The organism is Streptomyces sp. NPDC055140 (assembly GCF_053607285.1).
Genome location: NZ_JBSGTG010000102.1, coordinates 1 through 5,241, shown reverse-complemented (window position 1 = coordinate 5,241; position 5,241 = coordinate 1). Strand labels below are relative to the sequence as shown.

The following is a 5,241-nucleotide window of genomic DNA, read 5'->3' as shown; positions in this document are numbered from 1 at the left end:
AGACTTCCTCCACACCTACAACCACCACCGATGCCACACCGCACTCGCAGGCAAGCCCCCCATCAGCCGCGCAAACAACGCTTCAGGGCAATACAACTAGCGCGTGGGTGCTGCTGCTCAGCGCCTCGTCTCGTACCTGGTCAGGACCACGCCGCCGGGAAACGTCCGCGTCTCCACCAGGTTCAGGTTCACCCAGCTGTCCAGCGCAGTGAAGAACGGCGTGCCGCTGCCCACCAGGACCGGATGGGCGGCGATCGCGTACTCGTCGATCAGCCCGGCGCGCATGGCCGCCCCGGCGAGCGTTGCGCCGCCGATGTTCATTGGGCCGCCGTCCTCGGCCTTGAGCCGGGTGATCTCGGCGATCGCGTCGCCGGTGACCAGGCGGGTGTTCCAGTCGACCTTGTCGATCGTCGAGGAGAACACCGCCTTCGGCGTGTCCCGCCAGTTCCGCGCGAACTCGATCTCCGCCGGGGTGGCGTCGGGCTGCTGGTCGCCGGTCGGCCAGTAGGAGCTCATCGTCTCCCACAGCTTGCGCCCATACAGCGACAGGCCACTCGCCTGCTCGTGGTCGAGCCACCACTGGAACAGCTCGTCGCTCGGCGGTCCGCTCCAGCCGATGTCGTCGCCGGCCGCGGCGATGTAGCCGTCCAGGGTCAGGTTCATGCCGTAGATCAGTTTCCGCATGGCTCAGCCTTCCGTTCGTGGGTGTCCGGCGTATAGACCAGCGCGGCGCGGGAAACTCATCGGTGCGCGATCTGGGCTCGCCGGTAGCCCTCGTGCTCGGGGCTCAGCGTGGTGTACTCGGCCGACTCGGACAAGCCGCCTGATCTCGACCTCGCCCTCGCGAGGAAATGCCACGGATTTGAGACGGATCATGTGTGACAAGGCCGTGAGACAGCCAAGAACGCACAGGTCACGCAAGATCGACATGTCACGAGCGGCGGGACCCTACAAAACGCTTGTAGCGTCCAATTCCTGACGCCATATTCCAGATCGCTGTGACCACCGTCTGACGGATTGGTCGTCGGTCCTGGACAACTCCATGCCCTCTGAGATGTCTGAGTTCCGGCCGACGGAAGTGAGCGCGATGAAACAACTCTCGGAGATGAGCGAGCGGGAGTACTTCGCTTGCGTCGGGCACGCCGGTCCGGGTCGGCGGCCCGGGTCCGGACAGCACGCAGTAACTCCTCCTCCCCTCCACCGGTGTCCTTAGCTTTCCGTACCCGGCCGGGAGAGCCTGTCCGCCGGCCCGGACGGAGGGCTTTCGTCCAGTAACCCCCCGCGGGTGAGCGATCCGCCGCGGAACGTGATGCGATGGAAAAATGAATGAATCGCTAGAAAACCGCATAAATAGTACGCATGACGTGGTCGTCCTGGGCGCAGGCCCGGTCGGACAGAACGTCGCCGACCGCGCCCGTGCCGCCGGCCTCAGCGTCGCCGTCGTGGAGCGTGAACTCGTTGGCGGTGAATGCTCCTACTGGGCCTGTGTCCCCAGCAAAGCACTGCTGCGACCGGTAGTCGCCGTCGCCGACACTCAGCGGGTGGACGGCGCCCGGCAGGCCGTCACCGGCCGACTCGACACCGCCCAGGTCTTCGCCCGCCGCAACCGCTACGTCACCGACTGGGACGACACCGGACAGGCCGAGTGGGTCGAGTCCATCGGCGCCGACCTCTTCCGCGGCCACGGCCGGATCGACGGCCCCTGCCGGGTCACCGTCACCCGGGACAACGGCGCATGCCACACCCTCATCGCCCGGCACGCCGTGGCCATCGCCACCGGCAGTCGCCCCGTGCTGCCCGACATTCCGGGCATCAATGAGGCCCGCCCCTGGACGAACCGGCACGGCACCGATTCCAGCACCGTCCCCGCCCGGCTCGTCATCGTCGGCGGCGGCGGGGTCGGCGTCGAGATGGCAACCCTCTGGCAGGGCCTCGGCTCCCAGACCACCCTGCTCGCCCGCCGCTCCCTGCTGACCCGGATGGAACCCTTCGCGGGCGAGCTCATCGCACGCGGCCTGACCCAGGCGGGCGCGGACGTGCGGATCGGAGTGCAGGTGACTGCCCTGCGCCGCCCCGACCCCGCCGGACCGGTCAGCCTCACCCTCGACGACGGCAGCGAGCTGGAGGCCGACGAAGCCATCTTCGCCACCGGCCGCGCACCCCACACCGACGACATCGGCCTGGACACAGTCGGCCTCACTCCGGGTTCCTGGCTGGACGTGGACACGACCTGCGTCGTCCGCGGCGTCGAAGGTGACTGGCTCTACGCCCTCGGCGACGTCAACCACCGAGCTCTCCTCACCCACCAGGGCAAGTACCAGGCCCGGACAGCCGGCGACGCGATCGGCGCACGTGCCGCCGGCCTCCCGCTGGACGACGCCCCCTGGGGCGACCACGCCACGACCGCCGACCAGCACGCCGTGCCGCAGGCCTTCTTCACCGACCCCGAGGCGGGCGCGGTGGGTCTGTCTGCCGAGGAAGCCGCCCGGGCAGGGCACCGTACCAAGGTCGTCGATCTCGATTTCAACGCCGCCCAGGGCGCCAACCTCTACGCCGACGGCTACCAGGGCCACGCCCGGATGGTGGTCGACCTCGACCGGGAGGTCCTTCTCGGGGTGACCTTCGTCGGCTACGGAATCACCGAGCTGCTGCACTCCGCGACGATCGCCATCACCGGCGAGGTCCCGCTCAAGCGGCTGCGGCACGCGGTCGCCTGCTTCCCGACCGTCAGTGAGATCTGGCTCTTCCTCCTCGCCGCCTACCACCGGAACTGAGCCGCCCCCGGGAAGGGCCGCTCCGAGCGGTCAGCCCACCGCATCGCCTCCGAGCGCGGGCAACCGCAGCGTGGGAGGTGCTGCGTGCCGCCGCCTGACCCGCCCGGGTCTGCGGGTTTTGGCGCGCAACGCGCTGCTGGCGGACATCGTCCCGGAGGCGGCGTATGGGCGGGCGTACGTCGTCGAGCGGATGATGGACAACCTCGGCGCGATCTTCGGTCGCACGGCGATGGCTCTCCCCGTCTACGTGCGCCCCGCGTCGCCCGCGAGTCCGGCCAGCACGAGGGCCGCGCACGTCTCGGTCGCGAACTCTCCGTGCGCCGGGGCCTGCTGCGGCAGCCGTCGCATGAGTGCGCCCTAGAAGACGTCGTGAGCACGTGGGTCGCCAGGGCGGGATCGGGAAGCCCTTCCACTTCACGACCGATGTCTAGAAGAACTCTGCCGCCCGGTCCTACTTCAGGGACGGAGTGACCGGTGCCGTGTCGCAGGACTGCAGGTACGTAGTCCTGCCGAATTCCTGCTGGGACAAGGTCGGTCGCCTGCAGGGCAGCCAGGTCGTACCTGCCAAGGGTGCGGGCACCTTCCGAACGCTCCCTGGTGACAAGGGGGTTGCCGCAGTCGACGAGGCTGTTCGGCACTGTGGCAATGGTGACGTGTACTTCGCAGCGCACTGGAATGTCGCGTACGAAGGGGCCTTGCCCGACACCGTCGACCACGCCGGGGTCGCGTACACGAAGATCAAGAAGGCCACCTTCCAGAACTTCTCGACGCAACGGCCGGCGCCCGCTCCTGCCCGCGTGTCACCCTCCCGTAGCCGAAAGACCGCCGATGCCCTCCCTGCCCGGTACGCAACCGTGGCCGCACTGTTCCTGACGGGGGCAGTCGCCTGCGGTGGCAACTCCCGCGAGGAGCCGACCGCTTCCCCCTCCCCGTCCGCTTCGAAGCGCTCGTTCCCGGAACCCACCTGGTGGAACCGTTCCCGTGGGTGGGTCGTATGCGGGCAATACCCCGCCGCTGCGCGCTGGCGGGACTCCCAGACGATAGGAACGCGGGGATCGCGTCATTCATGGAATGCGCCAGGTGCCGGCTCCCGGGCGGGGAGAGGCAGGGTGAAGGGTGCCAATATTTGCGCACGGCTGCTGGCCTGCGGTGATTTGGGTGGAGTGTGATGTGTCGTCAGGCTGCGTGGTGGTACTCGTTGATGAGTCCGCCGAGGATCTTGCAACGTCGGATTGTGCCGTTTGGCAGGGGAGTGACGTTGGTTGCGTCGCATGTCGCTCTTAGGTTCAGCGATCGATGGGATCTGCCTGTGTTGTAGTGCTCGGTGTACCGGTCCAGGACGGTGCGCAGGTGGTGTTCACCGGCGATGAGCATGCGGTCCGTGCATTCGGAACGGACCGTGCGAAACAAGCGTTCCGCGAACGCATTTGCGCGCGGGCAGCGTGGAGGGATCTTGACGACTTTCACGTCCCCGGCGGCAAACACGCCGTCGAAGGCGGTGGTGAACTTGCTGTCGCGGTCTCGGGGGTGAGGAAGCGGAAGCTGCTGCCGGACTGGTCCTGGAGGGGCATTATGAGGTTCCGGGCGCCAGCTGTGTCACCCAGGCCCCGGTGGGTGCGTGGTGAGCCCGAGGATGTGGACGTAGAGGGTCCCGACCTCCACCACGAAGAAGACGTATAGCCGTTGGAGGGTGACCGCGCAGTCGACGTGGAAGAAGTCGCAGGCGAGCAGGGTGTCGGCGTGGGCGCGTCGGAAGGTCCACCAGGATGTGTCGGCACGCTGAGGGGCGGGCGGGATTCGATGCCGGTGCAGGATCCGGCGGATCGCGCCGATGCGGTGGCCCAGTCGGTGCAGCTCGCCTTGGATGCGAATGTAGCCTCAGGTGGGATTGTGGCGGGCGAGTTGTTGGATCAGGACCACGAGCGCGGCGTCCAGTGGCGGCCGTCCTGGCCCTTGTTGCGGGTATGTCCATTTGCGGGAAACCAGCTTGCGGTGCCAGGACAGCAGGGTGGCCCGGGTGACGATCCGGTGCCGGCGCAGCTCGTGGGGGAGTCGCCGGGTTAGAGCGGCGATCACCGCCCGGTCCGCCCACGACAGTCTTGGTCGCTTACCTGCCGTCGCAGTACCGCGAGCTCGTGGCGGAGTACAAGTATCTCCGCCTCCTTCGAGGCCGGCTTCGCAGCAGGAGGACAAGCCCGCCGAGCAGTTCCCGGGAGATCCCGTACAGCAGTCTCAACGCCATGAGAAGGGATCATGGCTCTGCGGCTGCCGAATATTACATCCGCCCAGGTCAGGCGGCGTTCCGGTACTCGTGGATCACATCGCCGAGCGGGTCTCGGCGGCGTATGTCGAGACGGGACCTGCAGGTGCCAGAGGTCACGTCCGCGGGAGTGGTGTATTGACGGCCACTCGGTGATCTCGTTTTGAGGCTATGCGGTGAGTTCGGTGGGCAGGTCGGTCTCGCTGG

5 protein-coding genes and 1 pseudogene are annotated in these 5,241 nt (G+C 67.7%); 3 read left to right on the top strand and 3 right to left on the bottom strand.

The genetic code is table 11. The features are described from left to right. Nucleotides 1-100: pseudogene (locus ACWFR4_RS47575) on the top strand (IS481 family transposase); the annotation flags it as partial. A gap of 17 nt (nt 101-117) precedes the next feature. Here ACWFR4_RS47575 and ACWFR4_RS47570 read toward each other — a convergent pair. Further along, nucleotides 118-684, bottom strand: a complete 567-nt coding sequence (locus tag ACWFR4_RS47570; protein ID WP_453658077.1) for a dihydrofolate reductase family protein — start codon at nt 682-684, stop codon at nt 118-120. A gap of 638 nt (nt 685-1,322) precedes the next feature. On the opposite strand from ACWFR4_RS47570, the gene ACWFR4_RS47565 reads away from it, so the two are divergent. Beyond that, nucleotides 1,323-2,774: a dihydrolipoyl dehydrogenase family protein gene (locus tag ACWFR4_RS47565; protein WP_453658075.1), complete on the top strand. Its 1,452-nt coding sequence runs from the start codon at nt 1,323-1,325 to the stop codon at nt 2,772-2,774. A 1,176-nt stretch (nt 2,775-3,950) separates the two neighbouring features. On the opposite strand, the gene ACWFR4_RS47560 is transcribed toward ACWFR4_RS47565, so the two are convergent. Beyond that, a complete protein-coding gene (locus ACWFR4_RS47560; protein WP_453658073.1) occupies nt 3,951-4,241 on the bottom strand; it encodes an integrase core domain-containing protein in 291 nt (96 codons plus the stop codon). Here ACWFR4_RS47560 and ACWFR4_RS47555 point away from each other — a divergent pair. After that, entirely contained in the window at nt 4,125-4,454 is a 330-nt protein-coding gene (locus tag ACWFR4_RS47555; RefSeq protein ID WP_453658079.1) for a hypothetical protein, read from the top strand. The genes ACWFR4_RS47560 and ACWFR4_RS47555 overlap by 117 nt on opposite strands. 198 nt (nt 4,455-4,652) lie before the next feature. Here the strand turns inward: ACWFR4_RS47555 and ACWFR4_RS47550 are convergent, their stop codons facing one another. Next, nucleotides 4,653-4,850 (bottom strand): hypothetical protein, encoded by a 198-nt coding sequence (locus ACWFR4_RS47550; protein ID WP_453658071.1) that lies wholly within the window; start codon nt 4,848-4,850, stop codon nt 4,653-4,655. Nucleotides 4,851-5,241: the final 391 nt, after the last annotated feature.